The organism is Micromonospora sp. NPDC023633, from assembly GCF_040640035.1.
GTDB lineage: Bacteria > Actinomycetota > Actinomycetes > Mycobacteriales > Micromonosporaceae > Micromonospora.
This window is the reverse complement of record NZ_JBFABB010000034.1, coordinates 19,830-46,148: the sequence shown is the minus strand read 5'-3', so window position 1 is coordinate 46,148 and position 26,319 is coordinate 19,830. Positions and strand designations below refer to the sequence as shown.

At 73.1% G+C, this 26,319-nt stretch carries 24 protein-coding genes; 16 read left to right on the top strand and 8 right to left on the bottom strand.

The annotated features are described in order from the left end of the window. The first annotated feature begins 30 nt into the window (after window positions 1-30). The 4 genes from AB0G13_RS13525 (at window position 31) to AB0G13_RS13510 (ending at window position 5,343) form a co-directional block, all read left to right on the top strand. Window positions 31-1,872: a phosphoenolpyruvate carboxykinase (GTP) gene (locus AB0G13_RS13525; protein WP_357873283.1), complete on the top strand. Its 1,842-nt coding sequence runs from the start codon at window positions 31-33 to the stop codon at window positions 1,870-1,872. A 43-nt stretch (window positions 1,873-1,915) separates the two neighbouring features. Further along, on the top strand, window positions 1,916-2,776 hold the full coding sequence (locus AB0G13_RS13520) for a hypothetical protein (RefSeq protein ID WP_357873281.1): 861 nt from the start codon (window positions 1,916-1,918) through the stop codon (window positions 2,774-2,776). A 592-nt stretch (window positions 2,777-3,368) separates the two neighbouring features. Beyond that, window positions 3,369-4,541 carry a geranylgeranyl reductase family protein gene (locus AB0G13_RS13515; RefSeq protein WP_357873278.1) on the top strand — a complete coding sequence of 391 codons (1,173 nt, stop codon included), beginning with the start codon at window positions 3,369-3,371 and terminating at the stop codon, window positions 4,539-4,541. Window positions 4,542-4,572: 31 nt separating this feature from the next. After that, the gene (locus tag AB0G13_RS13510; protein WP_357873276.1) at window positions 4,573-5,343 is read left to right on the top strand and encodes an isoprenyl transferase; all 771 of its coding nucleotides are present in this window, start codon (window positions 4,573-4,575) and stop codon (window positions 5,341-5,343) included. Between the two features lie 80 nt (window positions 5,344-5,423). On the opposite strand, the gene otsB is transcribed toward AB0G13_RS13510, so the two are convergent. The 3 genes from otsB to AB0G13_RS13495 form a co-directional block, all read right to left on the bottom strand. Then, window positions 5,424-6,248: a trehalose-phosphatase gene (gene otsB, locus AB0G13_RS13505; protein ID WP_357873274.1), complete on the bottom strand. Its 825-nt coding sequence runs from the start codon at window positions 6,246-6,248 to the stop codon at window positions 5,424-5,426. A 100-nt stretch (window positions 6,249-6,348) separates the two neighbouring features. Then, entirely contained in the window at window positions 6,349-6,702 is a 354-nt protein-coding gene (locus tag AB0G13_RS13500; protein WP_357873271.1) for a hypothetical protein, read from the bottom strand. 162 nt (window positions 6,703-6,864) lie between these two features. Continuing rightward, window positions 6,865-7,305, bottom strand: coding sequence for a helix-turn-helix transcriptional regulator (locus tag AB0G13_RS13495; protein ID WP_357873268.1), 441 nt, complete (start codon window positions 7,303-7,305; stop codon window positions 6,865-6,867). A gap of 264 nt (window positions 7,306-7,569) precedes the next feature. Between AB0G13_RS13495 and AB0G13_RS13490 the strand changes: the two genes are divergently transcribed. The 7 genes from AB0G13_RS13490 to AB0G13_RS13460 all read left to right on the top strand — a co-directional run bounded on the left by AB0G13_RS13490 (window position 7,570) and on the right by AB0G13_RS13460 (window position 14,560). Then, window positions 7,570-7,914 carry a hypothetical protein gene (locus tag AB0G13_RS13490; protein ID WP_357873265.1) on the top strand — a complete coding sequence of 115 codons (345 nt, stop codon included), beginning with the start codon at window positions 7,570-7,572 and terminating at the stop codon, window positions 7,912-7,914. A 31-nt stretch (window positions 7,915-7,945) separates the two neighbouring features. After that, a complete protein-coding gene (locus AB0G13_RS13485) occupies window positions 7,946-8,284 on the top strand; it encodes a hypothetical protein (protein ID WP_357873262.1) in 339 nt (112 codons plus the stop codon). 379 nt (window positions 8,285-8,663) lie between these two features. Further along, window positions 8,664-10,079 carry a PhoH family protein gene (locus AB0G13_RS13480; RefSeq protein ID WP_357873259.1) on the top strand — a complete coding sequence of 472 codons (1,416 nt, stop codon included), beginning with the start codon at window positions 8,664-8,666 and terminating at the stop codon, window positions 10,077-10,079. A 276-nt stretch (window positions 10,080-10,355) separates the two neighbouring features. Then, window positions 10,356-11,054, top strand: a complete 699-nt coding sequence (locus AB0G13_RS13475; RefSeq protein WP_357873257.1) for a lytic transglycosylase domain-containing protein — start codon at window positions 10,356-10,358, stop codon at window positions 11,052-11,054. A 112-nt stretch (window positions 11,055-11,166) separates the two neighbouring features. Further along, window positions 11,167-11,820 carry a rhomboid family intramembrane serine protease gene (locus tag AB0G13_RS13470; protein ID WP_357873254.1) on the top strand — a complete coding sequence of 218 codons (654 nt, stop codon included), beginning with the start codon at window positions 11,167-11,169 and terminating at the stop codon, window positions 11,818-11,820. 115 nt (window positions 11,821-11,935) lie between these two features. Beyond that, on the top strand, window positions 11,936-12,904 hold the full coding sequence (locus tag AB0G13_RS13465) for an NAD(P)/FAD-dependent oxidoreductase (protein ID WP_357873251.1): 969 nt from the start codon (window positions 11,936-11,938) through the stop codon (window positions 12,902-12,904). 66 nt (window positions 12,905-12,970) lie between these two features. Then, the gene (locus AB0G13_RS13460; protein ID WP_357873248.1) at window positions 12,971-14,560 is read left to right on the top strand and encodes a hypothetical protein; all 1,590 of its coding nucleotides are present in this window, start codon (window positions 12,971-12,973) and stop codon (window positions 14,558-14,560) included. Between the two features lie 88 nt (window positions 14,561-14,648). On the opposite strand, the gene AB0G13_RS13455 is transcribed toward AB0G13_RS13460, so the two are convergent. Together AB0G13_RS13455 and glpX are read right to left on the bottom strand one after the other, a co-directional pair. Further along, entirely contained in the window at window positions 14,649-15,629 is a 981-nt protein-coding gene (locus AB0G13_RS13455; RefSeq protein WP_357873246.1) for a DMT family transporter, read from the bottom strand. Then, window positions 15,626-16,657: a class II fructose-bisphosphatase gene (gene glpX / locus AB0G13_RS13450; protein ID WP_357873245.1), complete on the bottom strand. Its 1,032-nt coding sequence runs from the start codon at window positions 16,655-16,657 to the stop codon at window positions 15,626-15,628. The genes AB0G13_RS13455 and glpX overlap by 4 nt, the downstream gene beginning before the upstream one ends. 152 nt (window positions 16,658-16,809) lie before the next feature. Between glpX and AB0G13_RS13445 the strand changes: the two genes are divergently transcribed. The 3 genes from AB0G13_RS13445 to AB0G13_RS13435 all read left to right on the top strand — a co-directional run bounded on the left by AB0G13_RS13445 (window position 16,810) and on the right by AB0G13_RS13435 (window position 19,564). Further along, window positions 16,810-17,523, top strand: coding sequence for a DUF4245 domain-containing protein (locus AB0G13_RS13445; protein ID WP_357873242.1), 714 nt, complete (start codon window positions 16,810-16,812; stop codon window positions 17,521-17,523). A 112-nt stretch (window positions 17,524-17,635) separates the two neighbouring features. After that, window positions 17,636-18,451: a hypothetical protein gene (locus tag AB0G13_RS13440; protein WP_357873239.1), complete on the top strand. Its 816-nt coding sequence runs from the start codon at window positions 17,636-17,638 to the stop codon at window positions 18,449-18,451. A gap of 240 nt (window positions 18,452-18,691) precedes the next feature. Further along, the gene (locus tag AB0G13_RS13435) at window positions 18,692-19,564 is read left to right on the top strand and encodes a hypothetical protein (RefSeq protein WP_357873236.1); all 873 of its coding nucleotides are present in this window, start codon (window positions 18,692-18,694) and stop codon (window positions 19,562-19,564) included. 125 nt (window positions 19,565-19,689) lie between these two features. Here the strand turns inward: AB0G13_RS13435 and AB0G13_RS13430 are convergent, their stop codons facing one another. Together AB0G13_RS13430 and xseA are read right to left on the bottom strand one after the other, a co-directional pair. Further along, complete coding sequence (locus tag AB0G13_RS13430; RefSeq protein ID WP_357873234.1) at window positions 19,690-19,902, bottom strand: exodeoxyribonuclease VII small subunit; 213 nt, start codon at window positions 19,900-19,902, stop codon at window positions 19,690-19,692. Window positions 19,903-19,939: 37 nt separating this feature from the next. After that, on the bottom strand, window positions 19,940-21,106 hold the full coding sequence (xseA, locus tag AB0G13_RS13425; protein WP_357873323.1) for an exodeoxyribonuclease VII large subunit: 1,167 nt from the start codon (window positions 21,104-21,106) through the stop codon (window positions 19,940-19,942). A 162-nt stretch (window positions 21,107-21,268) separates the two neighbouring features. Here xseA and AB0G13_RS13420 point away from each other — a divergent pair, with 162 nt between their 5' ends. Beyond that, complete coding sequence (locus AB0G13_RS13420; RefSeq protein ID WP_357873231.1) at window positions 21,269-22,258, top strand: 4-hydroxy-3-methylbut-2-enyl diphosphate reductase; 990 nt, start codon at window positions 21,269-21,271, stop codon at window positions 22,256-22,258. 43 nt (window positions 22,259-22,301) lie between these two features. Next, window positions 22,302-22,757, top strand: coding sequence for a hypothetical protein (locus AB0G13_RS13415; protein ID WP_357873229.1), 456 nt, complete (start codon window positions 22,302-22,304; stop codon window positions 22,755-22,757). 136 nt (window positions 22,758-22,893) lie between these two features. Here AB0G13_RS13415 and AB0G13_RS13410 read toward each other — a convergent pair whose 3' ends face one another. Further along, complete coding sequence (locus AB0G13_RS13410) at window positions 22,894-26,163, bottom strand: S8 family serine peptidase (RefSeq protein WP_357873226.1); 3,270 nt, start codon at window positions 26,161-26,163, stop codon at window positions 22,894-22,896. Window positions 26,164-26,319: the final 156 nt, after the last annotated feature.

The following is a 26,319-nucleotide window of genomic DNA, read 5'->3' as shown; positions in this document are numbered from 1 at the left end:
CGGTCAGCGTCGACCACAAGGAGATGTGTCATGGTTGCTCCGGCTACCGTTCGGGGTATCGATCAGGCCCCGACGTCCCACCCCAAACTGCTCGCCTGGGTCCGTGAGGTCGCTGAACTGACCACCCCCGACCGCGTCGTCTGGGTGGACGGGTCCGACGAGGAGTGGCGTCGCCTCACCGACGAGCTGGTCGAGGCCGGCACCCTGATCCGGCTCAACCCCGAGAAGAAGCCCAACTCGTTCTACGCGCGGACCGACCCGACGGACGTCGCCCGGGTCGAGGAGCGCACCTTCATCTGCTCCGTCGACGAGGCGGACGCCGGCCCCACCAACAACTGGATGGCGCCGGCCGAGATGAAGCGGACGATGACGGAGCTCTACCGCGGTTGCATGCGCGGGCGCACCATGTACGTCATTCCGTTCTGCATGGGCCCGGTCGAGGCCGAGAGCCCCATGTTCGGCGTCGAGATCACCGACAGCCCGTACGTGGTCGCCTCCATGCGCATCATGACCCGGATGGGTGCCAAGGTCCTGGAGGCCATGGGCGACGACGCCGACTTCGTCCACGCGCTGCACTCCATCGGCGCCCCGCTCGCCCCCGGCCAGCAGGACGTGGCGTGGCCGTGCAACGAGACGAAGTACATCTCGCACTTCCCGGAGACCCGGGAGATCTGGTCCTTCGGCTCCGGCTACGGCGGCAACTCGCTGCTCGGCAAGAAGTGCTACTCGCTGCGGATCGCCAGCGTGATGGGTCGCGACGAGGGCTGGCTCGCCGAGCACATGCTCATCCTCAAGATCACCTCCCCGGAGGGGAAGATCTACCACGTCGCCGGGGCCTTCCCGTCGGCCTGCGGCAAGACCAACCTGGCCATGCTGGAGCCGACCGTCCCGGGCTGGAAGGTCGAGACCATCGGCGACGACATCGCCTGGATGCGCTTCGGCCCGGACGGCCGCCTCTACGCGGTCAACCCGGAGTACGGCCTCTTCGGCGTCGCGCCCGGCACCGACTGGAAGACCAACGCCAACGCGATGCGGACGCTGGACCGCGGCAACTCCATCTTCACCAACGTCGCCCTGACCGACGACGGGGACATCTGGTGGGAGGGCATGGGCGAGCCGCCGGCGCACCTGGTCGACTGGAAGGGCAACGACTGGACGCCGCAGAGCGACAGCCTCTCCTCGCACGCGAACAGCCGGTTCTGCACCCCGATCACCCAGTGCCCGATCCTCGCCGAGGACTACTACGACCCGAACGGCGTGCCGATCGACGCGATCCTCTTCGGCGGTCGTCGCCGGGACACCATCCCGCTGGTGACCGAGGCCCGCGACTGGGTGCACGGCGTCTACATGGGCGCGACGCTCTCCTCGGAGACCACCGCCGCCGCGTCCGGCGCGGTCGGCGTCGTCCGGCGTGACCCGATGGCGATGCTCCCGTTCATCGGCTACCACGCCGGCGACTACTTCCGGCACTGGATCGAGATGGGCAAGGGCACCGACGGCGACGAGTCCAAGCTGCCGAAGATCTACTACGTCAACTGGTTCCGCAAGGACCCGGAGGGCAACTTCCTCTGGCCGGGCTTCGGCGAGAACTCCAGGGTGCTCAAGTGGGTCATCGAGCGGATCGAGGGGCGCGCCGAGGCGGTGGAGACCCCGATCGGCATGGTCCCGGCCCAGGACGCGCTCGACGTCGAGGGCCTGGACATGACCCCGGAGGACGTCCGGATCGCGCTGAAGGTCGACCCGGAGGAGTGGCGCAAGGAGCTCCCGATGGTCACCGAGTGGTTCGAGAAGTTCGGCGACAAGCTGCCGGGCGTGCTCTGGGCCGAGCTGGACGCGCTGCGCGCCCGGCTCGACGCGGCGCCGCAGCGCTGAGGACAGGTGTGACCGAGGCCCCGACCGGGCATCATCGGATCCCATGAGGACGGCCGCCGCGACCGAGGTCCGGCGGCCGTCCGCCGTCCGGGCGCTGACCATGCTGCTCGCACTGACCGCGGCGGCCACCGTCGTGGTCGAGCTGCTCAACTGGTGGTACGCCCCGGAGCAGGGCTTCGGGCTGGCGGTGCGGACGGGCTGGGCGATGCTCCGGTCGCTCGGCTTCCTGCTGCTGATCGGGCACGTCCGTCGGGGCCGGACGGTGGCCCGGCCGTTCGGGCTGATCCTGGCGGTGACCACGGTCTTCGCGGTCGGCCGGCTGATCGTGCCCCGGCAGGGGGTGCCGCCGCTGCCGGGGCTGCTCGGCTTCGCCCTGCTCACCGTGCTCTGCGCCGCCGTGGTCTGGCTGCTCCACCGCTCACCCGCGGTGGCCGGGCACCTGGTCCGCCACCGGCCCCGGCTGGTCATCGACCGCGAGGGCATCTCCTGGCGGGAGACCCCACCCCGCCGGCCGGAGGTCAGCGGTTGGCTGCTCACCAGCCGGGTCGCGGCATTCACCTACAGCCCGCTCATGCTGGTGCCGGCGCTGGTCGCCGGCGGCGCGGTGCTGGACGACCGGCTGGCCGCCGTGCCGGCCGTGCTGGCCTGGTTCGTCGCCGGGATCGTGACCAGCTACGCGGTGCTCTTCTGCACCGCCTTCCTGATGCGCGGCAAGGGCTGGGCGCGCACGCTGCTGGTGGCCGTCACCGCGGTCGTGCTCGCCGTCGACCTGCCGTTGTGCTGGTGGCTGCTCGGCCCGGACGGGCTGGTCCGCGACGGCGGCCCGCTGGTGGCCGCCGCCGTGCTGACGCTCTACGGCCTCTGGCGCGCCACCCGCGCCGAACGCGCCGCTCGGCCGGCATGAAGAGCCGGCACAGGGAGCCGGCACAGGGAGCCCGGATAGGGGAGCCGGCGCAGGGAGCCCGGAGAGGGACGTCACGGGTCACCTCCGCACGCCGGGGGTATGACCCGCCGCGCGAAGGGAGAGGCGACCAGCCAGAGGCGGTCCCCGTGCGCGCTGTCGAGCTGCCCCGTCCATGAGACCGTCAGCGGCCACGGACCCGGGAACTCCCTGCCCCATCCGTGCGGGCAGCTCGACAGCGCCTGCACATCGGTGTCCGCGGGCCGCTCCGTCCGGGGGTCGGCCCGTCGGCGAGGGCGGCGGAACCGGCGGGACTCCGGGAGCGATCGCCGGCTACGTGAACATCAGCGGGATCCTCATGGGCGCTGTCCGGCGGGACCGAGCACTCGGCCCCGCGACCGGGACCGGGCGACCGGTTCCTGCCCGGCGACCCGCGGCGACATCCCACGGGCCCACGCGGCCGACGCGGATGCGGATCGGCGCCGGCGGCGCCAGCGGTACCGGCGGCACCGGGACGACCTGGCCGACGTGCCGGGCGGGTTTCGGGGCGGCTCGCGTCTCCGGCGGCAGGATGACCGGAGGAGCCGGACCGACGGTGGGAGGCGACGCGGTGGGCGACGAGTCCGTGGGCGACGAGTTCGACGTGGTGGTAGTGGGTGCCGGTCCGGCCGGGTCGGCCGCCGCGCTGGCCGCCCGGCGGGCGGGGGCGAGCGTGCTGCTGCTGGACCGGTCCGACTTCCCGAGGGACAAGGCGTGCGGGGACGGCATCGCCGCGCACGCGCTGGACGTGCTGGACGAGCTGGGGGTGCCCGACGCGGTGGCGGGGTACGCGCCACTGCCGGCGCTGCGGCTGGTCGGGCCGGGCGGCGGCGCCGTGGCCCGGGCGCTGCCCCGGCCGGCGTACACCGTGCCCCGGAGGGTCTTCGACGCCCGGCTGGTGGCGGCGGCGGTCGCGGCCGGCGCGCAGCTGAGCCGGCACGCGGTGCGGCACGTCGAGGTCCGGGCGGACCGGGTGGTGCTCGACGGTGGGTTGGCGGCGCGGGCGGTGGTCGGCGCGGACGGCGCCGGGTCCGTGGTCCGGCGGGCGCTCGGGCACCGGCCGAACCCCGACCGGCACCTGGCGCTCGCCATCCGGGGGTACGCCCCGGCGCTGCCCGGCCCGCCCGAGCAGCTCATCGTCACCTCGGCGCCGCGCTGGCCGGCGTACGCCTGGTCGTTCCCGATCGGGGACGGCCGGGCGAACGTCGGGTACGGGGAGGTGCTGCGGGGCGAGCCGCTGACCCGGGCGCACCTGGTCGACCGCCTGGGCGCGCTGCTGCCCGGCACGGACCCGGCCACGGTCACCGACCTGCGGGCCCACCACCTGCCGCTGTCGACGCACCGTCCCGCCCCCGGGCGCGGCCGGCTGGTGCTCGCCGGCGACGCGCTCTCCCTGATCAACCCGTTCACCGGCGAGGGTATCTTCTACGCGCTGCTCTCCGGCGCGCTCGCCGGCGCGGCGGCCGCCGGCTCGCCCGAGCAGGCCGCCCGGCGGTACGCGGCGACGCTGCGCCGCCGCCTCGGCGCCCACCTGCGGCACAGTTCGCTCGCGGCGTGGTTGGCCCGGCACCGGCAGGTGGTCGACGCGGCGGTCCGGGCGGCCCGTCGGGACGACCGGGTCTACCGGACGGTGGTCGAGCTGGGGCTGGGCGACGGGCGGCTCGACGCCCGCACGTTGGGCATGATCGGCATCGGTCTGTCGGCGTGGGAGCGGACTCCGAGGCGGTGAACCGCCGCGAAGGTCGCTACGCTGCAAGGTGATGACTCTGCGGGACCTGATCTACTCGGTGTACGAGCGTCGCCTCACGGCGAAGCTCGCGGGCAAGCCGGTGCCCCGGCACGTCGGCGTGATGTGCGACGGCAACCGCAGGTGGGCCAGGGAGATGGGCTACGTCGACCCGAACGACGGGCACCGGGTCGGCGCCGCCAAGATCAAGCACATGCTGGGCTGGTGCGACCAGGCCGGCGTCGGGCACGTCACGCTCTACCTCCTGGCCACCGACAATCTGCGGCGGCCGGCCAAGGAACTCGACCCGCTGCTCCAGATCATCGAGGACCTGGTGGTCGAGCTGGCCGAGGAGGGCAATCCCTGGCGGCTGCGGATGGTCGGCGCGCTCGACCTGCTCCCGGCCTCGACCGCCGCCGCGCTGAAGGCCGCCGAGGAACGCACCCGGGACCGCAGCGGCGGAGCCGAGGTCAACATCGCGGTCGGCTACGGCGGCCGGCGGGAGATCACCGACGCGGTGCGGTCGCTGCTGCTGGAGTACGCCGCCTCCGGCGGCACGCTGGAGGAGCTGGCCGAGGTGCTGGACGTCGAGCATATCGCCGAGCACCTCTACACCCGGGGCCAGCCCGACCCCGACCTGGTCATCCGGACCAGCGGCGAGCAGCGCCTCTCCGGCTTCATGCTGTGGCAGTCGGCGCACTCGGAGTTCTACTTCTGCGAACTCAACTGGCCGGACTTCCGGCACATCGACTTCCTGCGTGCCCTGCGCTCCTACGCCAACCGCCAACGCCGCTACGGCGCCTGACCCGGCCTGCGGCCCCTGACCCGGCCTGCGGGCGCCTGACCCGGTCGGGTGGAACCGGCCCCGGCCCGGGTGGGAGCGCGTCAGGTGAGATGGCGGGTGGCGTCGGTGAGGAAGGCGCCGAGGGCGGCGGGGGAGTCCAGCGTCAGGTCGGCGGCCTCCGCGACCTCGTGGCCCGTCTCGGGGTTGGCGACGGCGACGCAGACGCCGAAGAAGTGCGGATCGGCGGTGGCCCGGGCCCGCAGCGCGGCGAACGCCTTGATGTCGGAGACGTCGTCGCCGAAGTACCAGGCGCCCTCGGCGTCCCGGACGATCTCGTCGATCACCATGCCCTTGTCGCGGTCGACCGGGGGCTTGAGCTCCAGCACCATCCGCCCGGCCTGGACCTTGAGCCCGAGCCGCTCGGCCTGGGCGCGGCCCCACCGCTCGACGGCCGCGCCGAGCTGCGGCGCGGTGCGCCAGTGCAGCGCCACGGAGAGCCGCTTGTACTCCACCAGCGCGCCCTCGGCCAGCTCGGCCCGGGCCAGCTCGGCCAGCTCGGCCATGGTCGGCACCCACGGCAGGGCCGCCGGCTCCGTCACGGTCTCGCCGCCGGAGTGGCTGTGCTCCAGCCCGTAGAGGCCGTACAGGTCGACGCCGGCGAGGCCGCCGAAATGGTCGCGGAGGAAGTCGACCGGGCGCGCGGAGACGATCGCGATCCGCCGGACGACCGGGGCGAGCGCCTCGATCGCGGCCAGCACCTTCGGGGCGGGCCGGACGGCGGTGGGATCGTCGCCGACCGGCGCCAGGGTGCCGTCGAAGTCGAAGAAGAGGACGGTCCCGGCCGACCTCCCGGCGGTCGTCCGCCAGGCCTGGTCGGCGTCCAACGGGATCCTCGGCTGCTGGTTGCCCAGATTCAACGGCGGCACGCGCGTCAGCGTACCCCGGGCGGGGCGGCTCAATCCCCGGCCGAGAGGTGGCCCCGGCCGGCACCTGGGGGCGCGCGGTCGGTGTGCGACGGGCCGAAGGTCAGCGTTCGGCGGCTCCCCGTCCCCGCCGGCCGAACGGCACGACGGCGGCCTCCTGGCCGTGGCTGAGCAGGTAACCCTCGACGAATCCGCTGTTGCGGTCGCCGGTGCGTTCCTCGATCTCCGCCAGCCGGCCGACGAGGAAGTCGGTCAGGGCGCTGACCCGGTTGTCGAGCCGGTCGTGCAGCTCGGCGACCACGGCCAGGACGACCGCGGTGCCGGCGGAGGTGAGCGCGAGGAGGTTGACGAGCAGGGGAAGCTGCCCGCCGTTGACCGCCAGGGTCACCACGTTTCCGGTCACGCCCAGTGTCAGCGACACGGTGGCGATCACGACTGCCATCCACTTCAGGGTCATGGACAGACCCCTCCTTCTGTCCCGCAGGGCTGGGTTCGGCCTTGTCCCGTCCCCCCGCCGACGACGAGCCCAAGCAGTACGAGTACGGACGCTAGCGCGCCCGTTCCGGCCCCGGAGCGAAACGAATGAGTCTGACCTGCCGTTCTTTCGCCATCTGAGGAACTAGCCGGCCTGTTTCCCTCGTTTTCGGACGTCGACCGGAAGGGTGGGGCGGTACGCGAGATATCTGATGGTTTCCCGGATGTGGAACTTCTCCGCGTCGGAGACGTCGGGGTCCACGAGCCGACGCAGCAGCGCCTCCACGTCCGGGTCCATCGGCGGCGGGGTCGGGGTGCTGCGCGGGGTGGTCGCCCGTTCCCAGCCGAGCGCGGCGAAGGCGGTCGCGGGGCTGAGGCCGAGGCCCTCGCAGAACGCGACCACGCGCTCGGCCTCGGGGTCGCTCGCCCAGTCGCCCCGGACCCAGCGGTTGATGGTCTGCCGGGAGACGCCGGTGCGACGGGACACCTCGGTGCCGCTCCACGCCCGGGTGGCCCGGGCCTCGTCGAGCGCCCGCCGGACGAAGGTGGCGAAGGCGATCTTCCGTGCGTTGGCCGTCTCGGTCACCTGGTGACGGTACGACCATCCGGCCACCGGTGCGTGTCCTGGCACGCTGTTGTCACGCGGACGTGACGCGGTCGTCGAAGTGCCGGTAAACGATCCGGCACCGCTCCTGAGGGGTGTCACCTGGGCAGAATAGATGCCCTTAGAGGTCGCGGTAAACAGACGAAAAGCTGATACTGTCACGTCCATGGGACAATCTACGGTGTGTCACGTGCATGAGACGATCAGTGCTCACATGCGTCACGCCCCCGGCGCGAGGGGGGTGTGGTGACCGAGCTAGCCACCCGTGCCCAGGCCTTCGGCCTGATCGCGGAGGGGGTGGCCGCGGGCCTGAGCGCGCCATGGCGGCTCTACCTCGCCCGGGGCTGCCGTTACCTGTCACTCAGCGTCGGCGACCGCACCGAGTGGGACGCCTGGCGTACCCACCTCGGCTGCCCCGAGGTCAGCGTCCGGGTGTACGACGCCGGCGGGGAGATCCGCCGCTCCTCGGTGGCCGAGGTCGTGCTCGACGGCTGCCGGATCAGCGTGGAGCTGGTCGAGGAGGTCAGCACCGACGACCTGGACCGGCTCCTGGTGGCCGAGCCCGCCCCGACCGAGCCGGAGGAGCGATGACCCGGGACCCGCGGCGCACCGGAGCCGCCGGATGAGCCCCTTCCTCGCCGTCTTCCTCGTGCTCGTCCTCGGCGCCACGAGCTACGCGGCCGGGCGGCTGCACGGTCAGCTCAGTTACCGGATCGGCTACCGGTTCGGCTACCGCCAGGGCTACTTCGACGGCGACCGGGGGGCCTGGAACCGGCGTCGCCGCGACGCACAGGCCGCCATCGCGTCCGCCCTGGCCGGCCCGGCGCCCGCCACCACCACCCGGGTCACCGGCACGGTGGTCCGGCCCGGCACCACGTACACCGGCTCGTCGTTCTCGGCGCCGGTCGCCCCGGTCGCCGGGCGGCAGCCGACCGGCACGCTGGTCCGGCGGACCGGTTGAGCCCCGGTCGACGGGGAGCCCGAGGCCCCGTCGACCGGAACCAGGCGCGGTGCGTCGTCCGCGGCGGACACGCACCGTCGGGACCACGTCAGACCGGTGACGGTGGTCCCGCCGGCCGGGGTGCGCGCAGGGGGCATGCATCCCGGCCGGTTCCGCCGCCGGTTGAGTTCACCCGCCGGTCCCCGGAGATCCACGTCCGCCCTCTAGCCCACGGCGTCCGACGCGGCTAGCGTCTAGGCATGGCACGGGGTTCTCCCGGGCCAGCCGGTCCGCCCGGATCTGCGACCTCGCGCACGGGGTTCCGCATCCGACCCCGTGTCCCCGGGCACCGGAGGAGGCGGAACACGGGTGGCGGGTGCCCATCCGTCGGAGCAGGCCTGTGACGACTCGCCGTACGCCCGCCGGGACCGACCAGACCCCGGCCGCGACTGCCACGACCCGCCGCGCCACCCGGAGCCGCCGCGGCGCGTCCGCCGCTCCGGTCGGCAGCGAGGAGCCCCGACCAGCAGGCCAGGCGTTCGTCCTGGACACCTCGGTGCTCCTGTCCGACCCGGCGGCCTTCCACCGCTTCGCCGAGCACGAGGTGGTCCTGCCCCTCGTGGTCATCTCCGAACTGGAGGGCAAGCGACACCATCCGGAGCTGGGCTGGTTCGCCCGGCAGTCCCTGCGCATGCTGGACGAGCTGCGGGTCCGGCACGGGCGGCTGGACATCCCGGTGCCCGCCAACGACTCCGGCGGCACGCTGCGGGTGGAGCTCAACCACTCCGACGGCGGCGTGCTGCCGCCGGGGTTCCGCACCGACTCCAACGACGCCCGGATCCTCTCCGTCGCGTTGAACCTCGCCGCCGAGGGGCGGGAGGTGACCCTGGTCAGCAAGGACATGCCGCTGCGGGTCAAGGCCGCCTCGGTGGGCCTGCGGGCGGACGAGTACCGGCACGGCCAGGCCAGCGACCCCACCTGGACCGGGATGGCCGAGCTGGAACTCGCCGAGGAGCAGATCGGCCGGCTCTACGCCGGCGACGCGCTCGACCTGGACGCCGCCGCCGGGCTGCCCTGCCACACCGGCCTGGTGCTGCACTCGGGTCGGGGCTCGGCGCTCGGCCGGGTGCTGCCCGACAAGACCGTACGGCTGGTGCGCGGCGACCGGGAGGCGTTCGGGCTGCACGGCCGGTCGGCGGAGCAGCGAATCGCGCTCGACCTGCTGCTGGACGAGTCGGTGGGCATCGTCTCGCTGGGCGGGCGGGCCGGCACCGGCAAGTCGGCGCTGGCCCTCTGCGCCGGGCTGGAGGCGGTGATGGAGCGCCGCCGGCACAAGAAGGTGGTCGTCTTCCGCCCGCTCTACGCCGTCGGCGGCCAGGAGTTGGGCTATCTCCCCGGCTCGGAGTCGGAGAAGATGTCGCCCTGGGCGCAGGCCGTCTTCGACACCCTCGGCGCGGTGGTGCACGAGAACGTGCTGGAGGAGGTCACCTCGCGGGGGCTGCTGGAGGTGCTGCCGCTGACGCACATCCGGGGCCGCAGCCTGCACGACGCCTTCGTGATCGTGGACGAGGCGCAGTCGCTGGAGCGTGGCGTGCTGCTGACGGTGCTCTCCCGGATCGGCCAGGGCTCCCGGGTGGTGCTCACCCACGACGTCGCCCAGCGGGACAATCTCCGCGTCGGGCGGCACGACGGAGTGACCGCGGTGATCGAGGCGCTCAAGGGCCATCCGCTCTTCGCCCACGTCACCCTCAGTCGTTCGGAGCGCTCGCCGATCGCTGCGATGGTGACCGATCTCCTGGAGGACATCCCGCAATGACGGTCGTTATGTAGGGGTTTGTCCGCATTCTCTTTGTGGTGCAAGTCACAATCGAGGCTCTTGGTTTCCCATCAGTCCCACCGTGCGCGATGGTGTCCCACGAGCGCCCACGTACCGAGAAGATCGTTGGTGATCGTTCGTCACAGGACGCGCCAGCCTCCACCGGGGTACGTCGGCTGCGACCGGCACCGGGTCGGGGCGCTCGCGACGCGAGACGCATCCCACCCGGGGTGCCACCCCGCGCCGTGTCCTTGCACCCGACGAAGGGACCACTTCGTGAGTCGGCTGTGGAGCCGGTTCGGCGCCCGTACGGCCGCTGTCGCGCTGCTCTCCGTGGGCGTCGCCGGCGGTGTCTACCTGGGTGAAGACCGACAGACCCAGCAGCAGGGCCTGACCGCACAGGTCGGCGCCGCTGTCGAGCAGGCCGAGTTCGAGTACCAGCATGAGCGGCAGGCCGCCCAGCAGGTGCAGTCCGCGAAGCAGCGAGCCGCCGAGTACCAGGCGAAGCTGCGCGCCGCCGCGGCGGCCAAGGAGGCCGCCAAGCGGGCCCGCGAGGCCGAGGCCGCCGCCGCGTCGCGGAAGAAGGCCCGCGAGGCCGCCGCCAAGGCCGCGGCCGAGAAGGCCGCCGAGAGCAAGCCGTACGAGGGGCCGATCCCGGCGTCCTGCGCCGAGTTCAGCGGCAACCGCGAGGTCGGCTGCGCGCTCATGGTGAAGGCGGGCTTCGGGATGGACCAGTTCCCCTGCCTGAACAAGCTCTGGGACAAGGAGAGCGGCTGGAACCACAAGGCCCGCAACCCCTCGTCCGGGGCGTACGGCATCCCGCAGGCGCTGCCGGGCAGCAAGATGGGCTCCGTCGCCGACGACTGGCAGACCAACCCGGCGACCCAGATCAAGTGGGGTCTCGGCTACATCGAGGGCCGCTACGGTTCGCCCTGCAAGGCATGGGCGCACTCCCAGGACGTGGGCTGGTACTGACCGACCCTTCGAGGCGGGGTGTGTGGGCGTCCACACACCCCGCCCTCGTCGTTCCGGGTACGGATCGCCGCAGAAGTGGCGGCTTCGCCCGCCACCTGATAGCTCTTGACGGGTGACCCTGCACCCGGGAAGCGGCGACCCGCACCGGTTCGGCACCGAGGCGTTCTACGCCGCGCTCGGCCGGGCCTTCGTCGCCATGTGCGCGGTGGTGCCGTTCCTCTTCCTCATCGAGGCCCTCGACCAGGGGCTCACGGCCGGCTTCGACGCCGCCGCCGGGATCATCCCGAAGCGCATCGACGGGCTCGACGGGGTCTTCTTCTCGCCGTTCCTGCACCACGGCTTCGACCACCTCTACAGCAACAGCATCCCGCTGATCCTGCTCGGCACCTTCGTGCTCGCCGCCGGCGCCCGCCGCTTCCTCTGGTCGACGCTCGTCATCATCCTGGTCAGCGGGCTGGGGGTGTGGTTCACCGGCTCGTCGACCTCCGTGGTGGTGGGCGCGAGCGGGGTCATCTTCGGCTACCTGGGCATCCTGCTGACCCGGGGCATCGTCGAACGGAGCTGGTGGAACTTCGCGGTCTTCCTGCTCGTCGGCCTGCTCTACGGCTGGCAGCTGGTCGGCATCCTCCCCACCGACGAGCGGATCTCCTGGCAGGGCCACCTGTTCGGGCTGCTCGGCGGGGTGGTCGCCGCGATCGTCTTCCGGCGTCGCCGGGGCGACCTGGGCGGCCCCCACCGCTCGGAGTCCACGCTCACCATGCCCTGAGCGCCGACGCGCCGGCACCAGCCGAGCACGGGGACGTCCTTGCCCGGGCGTACCGCCGGCCCTACCGTCGGTGTCAGCACGCGTTGATCCGTGAGCGGAAAGCGACGGTACGCCCATGCGCGAGGTCGATGTCGCGGTGATCGGGGCCGGCCCGGCCGGACTGTTCGCGGCGTACTACGCCGGATTCCGCGGGCTCTCCGTCGCGGTCGTCGACGCGCTGCCCGAGCCCGGCGGCCAGATCACCGCCATGTACCCGGAGAAGCTGATCCACGACGTGGCCGGCTTCCCGGCGGTCAAGGGGCGGGACCTGGTGGCCAACCTCGTCGCCCAGGCGGCTCCCTTCGACCCGTGCTACCTGCTCGGCATCCGCGTCGAGAAGCTCTCGTACGCCGACGAGCGGCCGGTGCTCGGTCTCGCCGGGGGCCAGCAGCTCCGGTGCGGTGCGGTGGTCGTCACCGGTGGGCTGGGCAGCTTCACGCCCCGCCCGCTGCCGGTGGCGGAGCACTTCGCCGGCGCCGGGATCGTCTACTTCGTACCGCAGCCGACCGAGCTGGCCGACCGGGACGTGCTGATCGTCGGCGGCGGCGACTCCGCCTTCGACTGGGCGTCGACGCTCCAGCCGCTGGCCCGCTCGGTGACGGTGGTGCACCGGCGGGAGAAGTTCCGGGCGCACGCGGCCACCGTCGCCCGGGTGCTCGGGCTGCCGGTGCGCGTGATCGTCAACGCCGAGGTGACCCGGCTGCACGGCGACGGCGCGGTGACCGGCGCCGAGATCACCGTACGCGGCGGCGCGGCGGAACTGCTGCCGGTGGACACGGTGGTGGCGGCCCTCGGCTTCACCGCCGACCTCGGCCCGCTGGCCGAGTGGGGGCTGCGGCTGGACCGCCGGCACATCGTGGTCGACAGCGCGATGGCGACGAACCTGCCCCGGGTCTTCGCGGCGGGCGACATCACCGAGTACCCGGGCAAGGTGCGGCTGATCGCGACCGGCTTCGGCGAGGCCGCCACGGCGGTCAACAACGCGGCGGTGGCCATCGACCCGAGCGCGCACCTGTTCCCCGGGCACTCGTCCGACGGCACCTGACGTACCGTCACCGGATACTGCCCCGGCCGTGGCCGGATCGAGATCGGTGGCTGCGACCGTGGGCCGATGAGTGCTCCGCCCCCGCACCGCGACGGCGCGCCGGCCGCCCTGGCCTGGCTGGGCCACCCCGCGACGGTCGCGGCCCTCGTCCTCCTCGTGGCCAACGACCACCTGCTCAAGGCGGCCTTCCCCGGTTTCGTGACCGGGAAGCTCAGCGACGTCGCCGGGCTGCTCCTCGCGCCGCCGCTGGTCGCGGTGCTGCTCACCCTGGTGGTCCCCCGGCTGCCGGCCCGCGTCGCCGTCGCGTTCGGCCTCGGGCTCGTCGCCGCCGGGTTCACCGCGGTCAAGTCCATCGGGTACGCCGCCGCCGGCGCCTCGGCGCTCTGGAGCGCCGTCAGCGGGCCGTCGCTGGTCCGGGCGGACCGCACCGACCTGCTGGCCCTGCCGGCGCTGGCCCTCGCCTGGTGGGTCTGGTCCCGGGCGCGGCGGGAGCCGGTGCGGCGGCGCTCCGCCCGGCTGGTCCGGCTGCTGGTGCTGCTGCCGGCGGCGACGCTGGCGGTGGCGGCCACCAGCGCCGTCCACCACCCCGACGCCGTCCGGGCGGCGGTCCTCGACGAACGGTTGGCGGCCGGCACCGGCCACAGCTACGCCAACCAGGCATTCGGCAGCGCGCCCACGTGGCGGCTGAGCGACGACGGGGGAGCGACGTGGCGCGACCCGACCCGGGGCGAGAACGAGGCGTTGACCGGCGCGCGGGGGCCGGTCGCCGGCCCCTTCAGCCGAAGCTGCTCGACCGCCACGCCGACGCGCTGCTACCGCCCGGTCCCCGGCCGGCTCGCCGTGGAGCAGAGCGACGACGCGGGTCGGAGCTGGCGCCCGGCCTGGGGCGCGACCGAGGCGCAGCGCGCCGTCCTGCGCCGGCAGTACCCGGACCCGGGGCCGCGCGGGGAGCGGATCGCCACGCAGGAGTTGACCGTGCGGGACACCGGCGACGGCCGGCACGTCGTGTTGGTGGCCAACGGCCGGGACGGTTTCGCCGTCCGCCGGCCCGACGGGAGCTGGGAGCGGCTCGGCTTCGTCGGCACGGAGGCGGCTGGCGGATACCCGTTCGACGGGCGGCCGCCGGCGTTCGGCCGGAGCACCCCGGCGGACCGGGGCGACGATCCGCTCCTGTCCCTGCTCCTGGGGCTCACGCTGGCCGGGTCGGTGCTCGCCGTGTCGGGCGTGCGGGCGGGGCTGCGGGCCGGCACCACCCGCTTGCGGCTGACCTGCCTGGCTGCGCTCGGTGTCACCGCCTGGGCGCTGCTGGCCGTGGTCTGGTCGGGTGCGCTGCTCCTCCCGGAGGCGGGCCTCGTCGCCCTGCTCGCGGTCCTGCTCGGTGTGCTGCTGCTCTCCGTCCGGGCACCGGCCGAGCCGTCGGGGCGATGGACCCTGGAGGTGCTGCTGGCCGCCGCCCTGGCCCTGGCGCTGGCCGCGCTGCCGCTGGTCGGCTGGCTGTACGGCCGGCCCGCGCACACCGGCACGGCGCTGCTGATCGCCGTGGCGGCCACCGTGCCGGGGCTGCTGCTGGGCTGGCGGGCGGCCCGGCTGGTCACCGCGTCCGCCCACCCGGTCGACCCGCCCTGGCCGGCGGGCCCCGCCGGGCCGCCCCGCTGATCCGTGTCGAACGCGCGGCGGACCGGCCGGCACGGACGCCGTGCCGGCCGCGGTTCCTAGCCGACAGGTCCCGGCGGGCGGCAGGAGGTCAGCGGGACTGACGGGGCGCGGTCGGCGCGAGGGCGGCGACTCCGACCGCGACCATGGTCAGCGCCGCGCCGAGCAGGGTGACGAGGCCCGGGCGGGAGGCGGCCGTGGGCAGCAGCAGGTCCAGCAGCACCGCGCCGACGATCTGCCCGGCGATGGTGGCCAGGCCGAGCAGCAGCACGCCGGTGAACCGGACGATCGCCGCGGCGATCGCGATGAACACGATCCCGATCGGCCCGCCCAGGTAGAGCCACGGCTCCGCCGGCGCGCCGCCCGCCGGCCAGCCCCGGATCGCGACGTCGACGGCGAAGGCGACCAGCAGGGCCACCGTGCCGACGGAGAAGTTCACCAGCGTGGCGGTCAGCGCGCTGCCGGCGGCCATCCGTACCCGGCCGTTGACCGCCTGCTGCCAGGCGATGCCCACCCCGGCGATCAGCGGCAGCAGGGCCAGCCCGAGGGTGCCCGGGTCGCCGAGCCGCTCGCCGACGGCCAGCAGGACCGCGACCACGGTCAGCGCCGCGCCGGCCAGCCGCTGGCCGGTGACCGGCTGGGGGCCGCTCGGGCCGACCCCCGCCCGGTCGACGGCCAGGCTGCTGCCGGACTGGCCGGCCACCACCGCGACCGTGAAGACGGCCACGCCGAGGGTGCCGATGGTCAGCCCCTGGGCGGCGACCAGGAGCGCGCCGCACGCCCCGCCGAGGCACTGCCACGGCCGCAACGTGCCGTCGGTGAGCGCGCCGCGCAGGGCGACCAGCCCTCGCCGCCCACCCGGGGTGGCGGGGACCAGCACCAGCAGTACCACCAGGCCCAGCCCGAACGAGACCACCGCCGCGGCGATCCCGTCGGCCAGGCGTACGCCCAACTCGCCGTTGATCCGGGACTGCACGGCCACGGCCAGCCCGGAGGCGGTCGCGAGGCCCACGCCGGTGATCCGGCGGGCCGCCGACGGGGTCGGCGGGGCCAGCGTCCCGGCGACGCTCATTCCTGCTCGGCCAGCGGGCGGCCGTCGAAGTCGACCGCCGAGTAGAGGGCGAGCTTCTCCAGCCGGTGGTACGAGTCGATCACCCGGATCGTGCCGCTCTTCGAGCGCATGACGATCGACTGCGTGTACGCGCCGCCGGCCCGGTAGCGGACGCCACGCAGCAGGTCGCCGGAGGTGACGCCGGTGGCCACGAAGAAGCAGTTGTCCCCGGTGACGAGGTCGTCGGTGCTCAGCACCCGGTCCAGGTCGTGCCCGGCGGCGAGCGCCTTCTCCCGCTCCTCGGCGTCGCGCGGCCAGAGCTTGGCCTGCATCGCCCCGCCCATGCACTTCAGCGCGCAGGCGGAGATGATGCCCTCGGGGGTGCCGCCGATGCCCATCAGCACGTCGACGTCCGACTCGCCCCGGGCCGCCGCGATGGAACCGGCGATGTCCCCGTCCGAGATGAAGCGGATGCCCGCCCCGGCCCGGCGGATCTGCGTGACCAGGTCGTCGTGCCGGCTCCGGTCCAGCACGCAGACCGTGACCTCGGAGACGTCGGTGCCCTTGACCTTGGCGATCCGGCGCAGGTTCTCGGCCACCCCGGCGTTGATGTCCACCACGTCGGCGTACGCCGGCCCGACGGCGAGCTTCTCCATGTAGAAGACCGCGCTCGGATCGAACATCGCACCCCGTTCGGACACGGCGAGCACCGCCAGCGCGTTTGGCATGCCCTTGCTCATCAGCGTGGTGCCGTCGACCGGGTCGACCGCGACGTCCACCTCCGGGCCGGTGCCGTCGCCGACCTGCTCGCCGTTGAAGAGCATCGGGGCGTTGTCCTTCTCGCCCTCACCGATCACCACGACGCCCCGCATGGGGATCGAGTTGATCAGCTTGCGCATCGCGTCGACGGCGGCTCCGTCGCCGCCCTCCTTGTCGCCCCGACCGACCCAGCGACCGGCGGCCATCGCCGCGGCCTCGGTGACCCGGACCAGGTCGAGGGCGAGGTTGCGGTCGAGATCCTGTGGGATCCGCGTCCTGGTGTTCGTCATGACGGCTCCTCCTCGCGACGTTGCGGGGCGGCAGGGTGCGGCGTCGCCGCTGCCGGCTTTGTCGCTGATCCTCACACGATGGCTCACCCCGCGCGGGATCGGGGCGGTGATGGCCCGGATACGGCCGGTCGGGCAACTGCGAAGATGGCGGGGTGGAAGCCGCACAGCCTGCCGATCGCGTACCCGCCGACTCGACGCCGCCGGACGGCCAGCCGCCCGTCGCTCCGGCCGGGGCCACCGCCGTACCCGAGGGGGAGCCGGCGCTGGTCGAACCCGCTGGCGCGCCCGGGGCGGCCCCGCCCGACGGCGTGGCGGAGACGGGCGAGCGCCCCGCGCCGCCGCCCGCGGTCGACACCCGCAAGTCGGAACGCTCGCCCAAGGACATGGCGATCTCGCTGCTCGTGCTGCTGATCCCGATCGCCCTGCTGCTCGCCTTCTACCGGGGGTTCCTCGGCGGCGACCAGCCGACGACCGTCGACCCGGCGCCCGCCCTCGAGTCGGCGCGGGCCGCCAACGCCTTCCCGGTGAGCGAGCCGGTGGAGCTGGGCGACGGGTGGCGCCCGGTCAGCGCGAACTTCCAGACCGTCGAGGGCGGGTCGAGCCTCCGTCTCGGCTATCTGACCCCCGAGGGGCGGGGCGCCCAGCTGGTGCAGAGCAGCGTGCCGCCGGAGCGGCTGCTGCCGACCGAGCTGACCGCCGAGGGGCAACCGCAGGGCCAGACGGAGCTGGGCGGGCGCACCTGGCAGCGGTACACCGCCCGCGGCAACGAGCAGGCGCTGGTCCTGCTCGAACCGAACCGGACCGTGATCGTGGCCGGCGACGCCCGGGACAACGAGCTGCGACACCTGGCCGGGGCGATCCGGTAGCCGCTTGCACGGCTGCCCCCCGGGTGTCGGTGGGATCGGCTACGCTGCCCCGGCTCACTGCCCGGCGGCTGACGTCCGCCGGGTGCTTACCGTTTCGCGAAGAGAGACAACTGTGAACATTCGACGGTGGAGCGTCGGCGTGCTCGCCGCCACCCTTCTGGTTCCCGGCCTGACGGCCTGCAAGTCGGACACTTCGGAGTCCGCCGCCGGCGGCTCGTCCGCGTCGTCCGCGCCGGCCGTGCCCGCCGACCCGAAGGAGGCGCTGCTCGCCTCCACCAAGGAGATCGAGAAGGGCAACTTCACCTTCACGCTCGCCGGCGCCGGGCTGAGCGGCAAGGGCCTGGTGCACAAGCCCAGCAACAGCGCGCAGTTCAGCATGAAGTTCGACGACGGCTCCGGCGCGTCGATGGGCATGGAGCTGATCTTCATCCAGCCGGACAGCTGGGTGATGATCGACCTCGGCGAGCTGGGCAACATGATCCCGGGCGCGGAGAAGATGAAGGGCAAGTACCAGCACCTCGACCAGTCCAAGGTCAAGGGCGCCGGCGAGCTCAGCCGCTACATGGAGGAGGTCGACCCGGCCGGCAGCGCTGCTCTGACCAAGGGCATCACCGAGGTGCAGAAGACCGCCGAGGGCAGCTACACCGGCAAGCTCGACGCGTCCGCCGCGATCGAGTCGTCCGCCCTGGACGCCGACATGGTCAAGGCCCTCGGCGCGCAGGCCAAGTCGCTGCCCTTCACCGCCAAGCTGGACGCGGAGGGCCGGCTCACCGAGCTGGTCATCTCGGTGCCGGCCGCCGGTGAGACCAAGGCGCACGACATCAAGGTCACGTACGCGGACTACGGCAACGCCACCGCCGCGCAGAAGCCGGCGGCCGACAAGGTGGTCGAGGCCTCCCCCGAGACCTACGAGATGTTCAAGAAGTAGCACCGGCACACGGAACGGGGCGGCCTCGGCCGCCCCGTTTCCGCGTTCCGGGTCACCCGGCCGGGGCAACCGGACATCCCGGTGATTGTGCGACGCGGCGACAGGGAACAGGAGTGGAGCGAACCCGGTCGGTCGCCGCGGCGGCCGGCCCCAAGGGCTCGCGCGGCGCAGCCGACGTGGTGCGTCGCCCGGTTTCCGGCCGCCGCCAGGTGCGTCGGGTGACCCTCGTGGGAGACACGTATGACTGTTCGACGCCTGAGCGCCGGCCTGGTGGCCGCCGCCCTGTTCACTCCCGGTCTGGCTGCCTGCAACGCTTCCGGGACCCCGACGGCGGGCTCGTCCGCCTCCCCGGCCGTCTCGGCCTCCGGTACGTCCGCGGCCTCGGGTGCGCCCGCGGCCTCCGGCAGCGCTGCCCCGGTGCCCGGCGACGCCAAGCAGGCACTGCTGGCCTCGACCCGCGAGATCAGCAACGGCAACTTCCGGTTCACCATGTCCGGTGTCGGCTCGACGGCCGAGGGTCGGGTGCACGAGCCCACCCAGAGCGCCGAGATGCGGGTGACGATCGGCAAGCCGACCGACGACCTGTTCATGAAGCTCGACCTCGTCCACTACAAGCCGGACAGCTGGGTGAAGGTCGAGCTCGGCGGCACGACCGCCAGCAGCGTGCCGGGCGTGCAGAAGCTGAACCTCGGCAAGTACCAGCACCTGGACCAGACCCGGATCAAGGGCAACCGGAACCTCGGCTTCGACTTCGACAAGGTCGACCCCGCCGGCAGCGAGGTGCTGACGCAGGGCATCACGGAGGTGCGTCAGACGGGCGAGGGCGCGTACGCCGGCACCATCGACGTGTCGAAGGCGGCCGAGGCGGGTTCGGTGGACCCGACGGTGATCACGGCCCTCGGGGCGCAGGCGAAGTCGGTGCCGTTCACCGCGAAGCTCGACCCGCAGGGCCGGCTCAGCGAGATGGTCATCCAGATCCCGGCCGCCGGCCAGACGAAGGCGCAGGACATCCGGATCACGTACTCGGACTACGGCAGCGCCACCGCCGCGCAGAAGCCGCCGGCGGACCAGGTGGTCGAGGCACCGGCCGAGTTCTACAACCTGTTCAACTGACGCCAGCCCCGCCCACTCCGAGCTTCGTCGATCATGCGGTTGTGGTGGGTGACAGAGGGCACGAAAAGCCTTCTACCGCCCACCACAACTCCATGATCGACGCGTGAGGGTGGGGCGGGGGTGGGTCAGGAGGTGGGGTCCTGGCGGGCGGCGTCGATGCGGGCGCGGGCGCCGTCGAGCCAGCGCTGGCAGGTCTCGGCGAGCTTCTCGCCGCGCTCCCAGAGCGCCAGCGACTCCTCCAGCGTGGTGCCGCCGGTCTCCAGCCGCTCGACCACCGACGCCAGCTCGGCGCGGGCCTGCTCGTAGCTGAGCCGTTCGTCCTTCTTCTCGTCAGTCATCGCTGCCATCCCACCACATCGTGCTCCCCGTCCCCGCTCAGCCGTCGACCGTCGCGGCCAGCTCGCCGTCGGCGAGGCGTACCCGGAGCGGGTCGCCCTCGCCGACCTCGGACGCGGCGCGGACGACCTGGCCGTCGGCGCGCTGGACGATCGCGTAGCCCCGGTCGAGGGTGGCGGCGGGGGAGAGGGCGCGCAGCCGGGCCAGGGTGTGCCGCAGGTCGTCGTCGGCGGCGGCGAGCCGGTGGTCCAGGCAGCGCCCGGCCCGCTGGCGCAGGCCGGTCAGGTCGGCGAGCCGCTGGTCGACCATCACCTGCGGACGGGCCAGCACCGGCCGGGAGCGCAGCCCGTCGAGCCGGTGCGACTCGCGGTCCACCAGGTTGCGCACCGCGCGTTCGAGGCGGTGCCGGGCCTGCCGGATGACGCGCACCTCCTCGGTGAGGTCGGGCACCACACGCTTGGCCGCGTCGGTCGGCGTCGAGGCCCGTACGTCGGCGACGTAGTCGACCAGCGGCGTGTCGGTCTCGTGGCCGATCGCGCTGACCACCGGCGTGCGGCAGGCGAAGACCGCCCGGCAGAGCGCCTCGTCGGAGAAGGGGAGCAGGTCCTCGATGCCGCCCCCGCCCCGGGCGATGACGATCACGTCGACGGCCGGATCGGCGTCCAGCACCTTGAGCGCGTCGACGATCTGCGGGACGGCGCCCGGCCCCTGCACGGCCACGTTGACCGTGCGGAACTCCACCGCCGGCCAGCGCCGGCGGGCGTTGGTCAGCACGTCCCGCTCGGCGGCCGAGGCGCGGCCCGTGATCAGCCCGACCCGGTTGGGCAGGAACGGCGGCCGGCGCTTGCGCGCCCGGTCGAACAACCCCTCCGCCGCCAGCAGCTTCTTGAGCTTCTCCAGCCGGGCCAGCAGCTCGCCGAGGCCGACCTGCCGGATCTCGTCGGCGCGCAGGCTCAGCGTGCCCCGGGCGGCGTAGAACTCCGGCTTGGCGTGCAGCACCACCCGGGCGCCCTCGCGCAGCTCCGGCGCGCCGACGTCCAGGACGTCCCGGTTGGTGGTGACCGTCAGGCTCAGGTCGGCCGACGGGTCCCGCAGCGTGAGGAAGACGGTGCTGGCGCCCGGCCGGCGGCTGATCTGCGCCACCTGCCCGTCCACCCACACCCAGCCCAGCCGGGCGATCCAGGCGCCGACCTTCTGGCTGACCACCCGGACCGGCCACGGCTCCTCGGGCGTGCTCCGCCCCACCTCGCCTGTGCTCACGCGCCCACCCTACGGCCCGCCCCGGACAGTCCCGCGCGGCTCGTCGGTGCGGTCGTGGTGGCCGTCGCGTCCCGCGTCGCGTTCCGGAGCGGCACGTACGATGGGCGGGTGACTCAGGTTGAAGCGACGTCCCGGACCGGCAAGCGCGTGATCCTGGCCAAGCCCCGCGGCTACTGCGCGGGCGTGGACCGCGCGGTGCAGACCGTGGAGGAGGCACTCAAGCTCTACGGCGCCCCGATCTACGTGCGCAAGCAGATCGTGCACAACAAGCACGTCGTGCAGACCCTGGAGGCCCAGGGCGCGATCTTCGTGGAGGAGAACGAGGAGGTGCCGGAGGGCGCCACCGTCATCTTCTCCGCGCACGGGGTGGCCCCGGAGGTCTACGAGCAGGCCCGCACCCGCTCGCTGCGGGCGATCGACGCGACCTGCCCGCTGGTCACGAAGGTGCACCAGGAGGCGAAGCGGTTCGCCGCCGAGGACTACGACATCCTGCTGATCGGTCACGAGGGGCACGAGGAGGTCATCGGCACCTCCGGCGAGGCGCCCGAGCACATCCAGCTCGTGGACGGCCCGGAGGACGCCGACAGGATCACCGTCCGCGACCCGAACAAGGTCGTCTGGCTCTCCCAGACCACCCTCTCGGTCGACGAGACGCTGGAGACGGTGGCCCGGCTCAAGAAGCGGCTGCCGATGCTCCAGTCGCCGCCCAGCGACGACATCTGCTACGCCACCTCCAACCGCCAGCACGTGGTCAAGGAGATCGCGCCCGAGTGCGACGTGGTGATCGTCGTCGGCTCGGCCAACTCCTCCAACTCCGTACGCCTCGTCGAGGTCGCCCTGGACGCCGGGGCGCGCGCCGGTCACCTCGTCGACTTCGCGCACGAGATCGACGACGCGTGGCTGGAGGGGGCGCGCACGGTCGGCCTGACCTCGGGCGCCAGCGTGCCCGACCAACTGGTCCAGGAGGTGCTCGCCCACCTCGCCGCGCGCGGCTTCACCGACGTCGACGAGGTGGTGACCGCCAACGAGCGGCTGACCTTCTCGCTGCCGCAGGAGCTCAAGCGGGACATGAAGGCCGCCGCCGCGGCCCGCGGCTGAGCGGGCGGGAACGGCGCGCGGCCCCGCTGCGTCAGACTCGGGTATGAGGACTCTTCGGCTCGCCGTCTCCGCGCTGGCCGTCTGCGTGGCGCTGAGCGCCTGCGGCGGCCAGGACGGTGCCGGCGACACCCCTACCCCGACCCCGACGGGAGCCCAGCCGGTGACCAGCCCGCCCAGCCCGGATCCGAGCAGCCCCGGAGTCCCGCCGACCCCCGGCGACCCGGTGGACCCGACGGGGCCGGCCCTGCCCCCGCCCACGAGGCCCACCGGCGGGCCGACGAAGCCGCCGCCGGTCGGCGGGGCCACGCTGACCGGGACGGTCACCGCCGGCGTGGAGCCCAACTGCCTGCTGCTCGACAACTACCTGCTGATCGGCGGCCCGCGTGACCTGCTGAAGCCGGGCGCGAAGGTCACGGTCACCGGCCGGGTCCAGCGGGACCTGCTCACGACCTGCCAGCAGGGCACGCCCTTCCTGGTCGAGACCGCCCGCCGCGGCTGACCCGGACGGGCCCGGGCCCGTCCGGTCGTGACCGTGCGCGAAACGTCCCGAGCGCGTGCGTCGCGGCAGGATCACCGAAACGGGCGGAGCCCGCCCCCGGGTGGGGGCGGGCTCCGGTGTTCCGGTGCGGGACGGGTCAGTTCACGGTGCCGATGGAGACGGCGCCGCGGCCGACGACCGCGCCCTCGGTGGTCACCACGGACAGCTCACCGAAGAGCGCCCGACCGGCGACCGGGGTGGACTGGGCGGTCACCGTACCGGTGAGGGTGGCGGTGGCGCCGTGGGCCAGGTTGAGCGGGGTGGCGGGCGCCGAGAGGCTGCCCAGCGCCGCCGCCGAGAACGAGTCCCGGTAGTCGTACGCGGTGCTGCCACCGGCCCCGTCCACCGCGTAGCCCTCGACGACCACCCGGTAGGTGCCCGCCGGCGGGTTGTTGAGGGTTACGGCCTCCTCGGAGTCGCCGTCGGCGGCCCGACCGACCTCCGCGGTGCCGCGGAAGACGTAGAGGTCGAGGTCGGCCGCGGCGCTGGCCGGGTTGCCGATCCGGGCGGTGAAGCGGGTCGCGCCCGCCGGCACCTCCACGGTGTACTCCTGCGACGCGCCCTCGGCGATGGTCGGCCGCTCAGCGTGGACGCTGGAGAGCGGGCCGCCCTGGCCGGTCACCGCGACCGGGCCGAAGGTGTTGGTCAGCGACCAGGTCACCGGGGTCGCCGCACCGGCGGTGACCGACGGCAGCTCGACCACGGCCGGCTCGACCGCGACACCCTGCACCCGCGCCGTGAGCTGGAACGGGTTGTTCAGCGACGGCGAGGTCCGACGGGACTCCACCTCGATCTCCCAGACCCCGGCGATCGGGTTCTGGTAGTCGCGCTCCTGCGGCTTGCAGGCGTTGGCGTCGGAGAAGTTGGTGTAGCAGGCGAGGCTGGAGGTGCTCTCCACCGGGACGCCGTACGGGTTGAAGGCGATGAACCGGGTCTGCGAACCGGTGGCGATGCCGGAGAGGTTCACCTGGAGGGCGCCCGTGCCCGGCGGCACCGTCACGAAGTACGAGGTGAAGCTGTTCCGGTCGACCGAGCCCTCGGCCGAGAAGGAGAAGTCCGGCTTCTTCACGTCGTTCGAGGCGACGACGACGGTGGAGACCTCGAAGTCGACGACCGAGGTGGCCGGGTCGTCGATCGTCATGATCGCGCCGTGCGCGCCGGCGGTGGCGGGCTTGGCGGTGACCGGGATGGTGACGGTCTTGTTCAGCGGGAGCGAGACGGTCTTCGGCGCCTTGAAGGTGCCGTCGTTGCCGCGCAGGCCCACGTTGTGCTTCACGGTGCCGGCCGGCCCGCTGGTGCGGGTGACCTGGACCTGGTAGCTCTTCGACTGGCCGACCTGCTGCCCACCCTCGGCGGAGGCGCAACGGTTGTAGAGGCCGGTGCCCCGGTTCGGGGTGCTCAGCTGACCGGACAGGACGGTGCAGACCGGAGCCTCGGAGGTGTAGGAGCGCGTCTCCACGCCCTTGCGCAGCAGCTTCCACGCGCCCGGCACGTTGAACATGCCGTAGCCCTGGCCGTACGTCGGGACGTCCTTGATCGGCTTGGCCGAGCTGTAGATCGCCCGGCGCAGCGCGGCCGGAGTGACGCCCTTGTCAGTCGCCTTGGCGGCCGACAGCAGCAGCGCGGCGGCGCCGGCGGCCTGCGGGGAGGCCATCGAGGTGCCGTTCAGCATCGCGTAGCCCGGGGGCAGCGCGTAGCCGGCCTCGGGGGCCGGGTTGCCGAGCTGCCAGGTCGGGGCGGTGGAGATGGCCGAGCCGGGGGCGGCGATGTTCGGCTTGAAGCCGCCGTCCTCACGCGGGCCGCGGGAGGAGAAGTTGAACAGCGCGTTCTTCTTCTTCACCACGGAGCCGTAGTTGGCCAGCCAGGTGTCCTTGCTGATGCTCGCCGCGACGCTGACCACGTTGGCGGAGGCCGACGGGTCGCCGATGGTGTTCAGGCCCGGGCCGGAGTTGCCGGCCGAGATGAACATCTGCACGCCGTAGGTGGTGATCAGGTTGTTGTAGAGCTCGGCGCGGGCGTTGTTGCCGTCGTTCAGCGCCGGCAGGCCGCCGATCGACATGTTGATCACGTCGACCTTGCGGTTGATCACCAGGTCGGCCATGCCGGTGGTGAGGGCGGCGTAGGTGCAGCCGCCACCCCACGAGCAGGCGCGGGCGGAGACCAGCTTGGCACCGGGCGCGGCACCGTCGAAGGCGCCGTTGCCGAGCATGTCGTTGGCGGCGGTGATGCCGGCGACGTGGGTGCCGTGGGTGCTCTCGACGATGCCGATGTTGACGTAGTCCACCAGGCCGGGGCCGCCGATGGGGGCGGTGTCCACGTCCTCGCGGTACTCGACCACGAACGGGATCCGCTCGGCCACCGGGGTGGCCAGGTTGTCGGTGCCGAAGTAGTTGACGTCGAACTTCTCCTTGTACGGCCGCATCACGGCGTCGTCGGTGAAGTCGTTGTTCTGGTTGGCGTCCACCCAGATGTTGTGGGTGGCCGGGTCGTAGAGGATGCCGAACGTGTCGGTCCGGTCCCCGTCGCGGTTGACGTCACCGGCCGGGTCGCTGGCGGCCGTGATCGACTCGCTGAACCGGTTGAACCGGTAGGTGCCCGCCGGGGCCGTCCAGGTCGCGCCGCCCGAGGTGAACGTCGGACCGGTCACCGCCGTGAGCATCGGGCGCCAGGTGGCGTCCTCGAACGGGTCCGTGGCGGTGACCCAGTCGACGATCTTCCGCTCGCCGGTGGTGGTCTTCTGCAGCGCCGGGTGGCCGAGGTCCACACCGGAGTCCATGATGCCGATCGTGACGCCGCGGCCGTCCCACTGGGGGTTGTCCGCCACGAAGTCGACCGCGCCGATCTCGTTCGTCGGCATGTAGGGGTTGGCGGCCCGGGTGTCGGCCCCGGGACCGGGCAGGGTTGCGGCCTGCGTCGCCGCCTTCTTGCCGGAGGGGGCGACCTCGGGCGTCGGGTCGGGCAGCTGGATGGTCTCGTCGAGGTCCACGGCGGAGACGCCGGGCAGCGTGGCCGCCTTCACCACCTTGGCGGTGGGGACCTTGGCCAGGACGTAGCCGATGCTGTCGTACCGCTCGGTGACGGCGGCACCCAGGTTCTTGAGGTCGGCGGCGACGTCCTTCGCCTCGCCCTTCTTGGTGGCCACGATCAGCGTGACGGTCGGGGCCTTCTTCGCCTCCGCCTCGGCGAGCAGCTTGGCGTCGTGCGAGCCCAGCGCCTCCACGGGGGTGGCCTGGGACGCGTCGGGCGCGGCGGTGGGTGCGGCGCTCGCGGTGGCGGCGCCGCCCGCCACGGTCACGGCGCTGGCGGCCACGACCGACGCGAAAAGCGCGGCGGAGGTCCGCCGGCTCAGATTTCGGGGTTTGCTCACGTTCTCTTTCCTCCAGAGAACAGGGCCCTCAGATGCAGGGCACGCGTGCCCGAATCCTTCGCGCTGTCGCTGGTCACTGTCACTACCGCCGAGTTCGTTGTGACCACTTCGTGACATGAGTGGATGTCCATTGTCACATCGGCGGTGGTAGGTATC